Origin of the sequence: Mycobacterium sp. 852002-53434_SCH5985345, assembly GCF_001667155.1 — a bacterium.
Classification (GTDB): domain Bacteria; phylum Actinomycetota; class Actinomycetes; order Mycobacteriales; family Mycobacteriaceae; genus Mycobacterium.
The window spans coordinates 1-1,324 of record NZ_LZIE01000081.1 but is presented as its reverse complement, the minus strand read 5'-3'; the positions used below and the strand labels follow the sequence as shown (position 1 = coordinate 1,324).

At 65.5% G+C, this 1,324-nt stretch carries 2 protein-coding genes and 1 pseudogene; all 3 read right to left on the bottom strand.

The features are described 5' to 3' along the window. Positions 1-98: pseudogene (locus tag A5756_RS25640) on the bottom strand (WXG100 family type VII secretion target); the annotation flags it as partial. A 285-nt stretch (positions 99-383) separates the two neighbouring features. Then, the gene (locus A5756_RS20980; RefSeq protein WP_066957025.1) at positions 384-683 is read right to left on the bottom strand and encodes a PE family protein; all 300 of its coding nucleotides are present in this window, start codon (positions 681-683) and stop codon (positions 384-386) included. A gap of 470 nt (positions 684-1,153) precedes the next feature. Further along, a partial coding sequence (locus A5756_RS25635) for a PE/PPE C-terminal domain-containing protein (RefSeq protein ID WP_197505810.1) occupies positions 1,154-1,324 on the bottom strand: 171 nt, incomplete at its 5' end.

Genomic DNA, 1,324 nt, shown 5'->3' with positions numbered 1-1,324 from the left:
ATCTTGCGAGCCTCGTCCTCAACCGTCTGGGCGTGCACCTCGAAGCGGCCCGCCATCGCCCGCATTTCGTGCGGGTCAGTCATAAAACGTGTTGCCATGTGGCTGTCTCCTTATTAAGTGAGTACTCAGATACTTGCGGTGGTTACGACGATGGCCGGACCGGTCACGCGCTGGCGAACCGCCGAGCCGAATGCAAAAGGATGATCCCCCCTTCCCGTCAGCCGGCGGCCACCGGTTGCTCTAACGCGGTGAGACGGACGTCAAACCCGAACTCCGGCGTTTGAGTTGTCCGGCCGTCAGCCCCCGAGATCATCGGTAGCTGGGCGGTCAGGTGGGATTCCACGTCGAAGACGTCCTGTCCCAGACCCTCAACCGCCAACCGACTAGCCCGTGGCAGCTGCGTTGATTGCCTCGGTCGCAGCGTACGAGCCAGAACTTGTCGACAGCGTGTTCACGAACGCCTCGTGAATGGCGGCGGCCTGCGCGCTAACCGCCTGGTACATCTGCGCGTGGGCCGCGAACTGCGCCGCCGTCAGCGCCGACACCTCGTCGGCAGCGGCGGGCACCACCCCGGTCGTGGGGGCGGCGGCGGCCGCGTTCTGAGCGCTCAGCGTTGAGCCAATGGCCTGCAAGTTTCCGGCCGCCGCGGCCAGAGCCTCGGGCTGTGTGGTCACGAACGACATACTTGGTTCCCTCCTAGTTCAATCCCCGACTCTGCAGAGAGTAGATGACCGCGACCCCTGAAGCAGTTTCGGAAGCCGCCTGTTTGCAACTGTTCACTTGACGGTACGGCGAATTCATTTTTGGTAACGCCACAGTAACAGCGTCTGACCTGGATCGCAGCACCTTGCAGTCGCGTCACAGCAAACTGTGACAGTCCAGGCAGGCAAAGTTGCTGGTGGGCGTTTCCCAGCCCCTGTGGCACCGCGGCTCCCAATAAGATCTCGTTGCTCGCAAACTCCTTCCGCACGGTCGGCGACCGCCCACAGCATCCTCGATGACCAGGCCTCTCCGAAAGGGTTTTGAGTCCCTTGAGCAGGGGCACTAGGTCCTCTCGGCCGGGATGGTCGCGGCGCCGCGCGGCACCACGAGGCGTGACTGCGTCCACGTCCATTCCTCGCCCGCGCCGGCTGCGCGTGGTCACCGTGGGCGATCAGCCGGCGAAGGGGGGTCGGGCCATGACGGTGGGGCGGAATCCGTATCGGGGTCCGGCGCCGGCGTGGGTGCCGGAGCCCATACCGGCCAGGGGCATGCCGCCGAGCAGGTTGCCCGGTCCCCCGGCGCCTTCGGGGGCGGCGCTGATGGCGCTGACCGGGATGGCGGT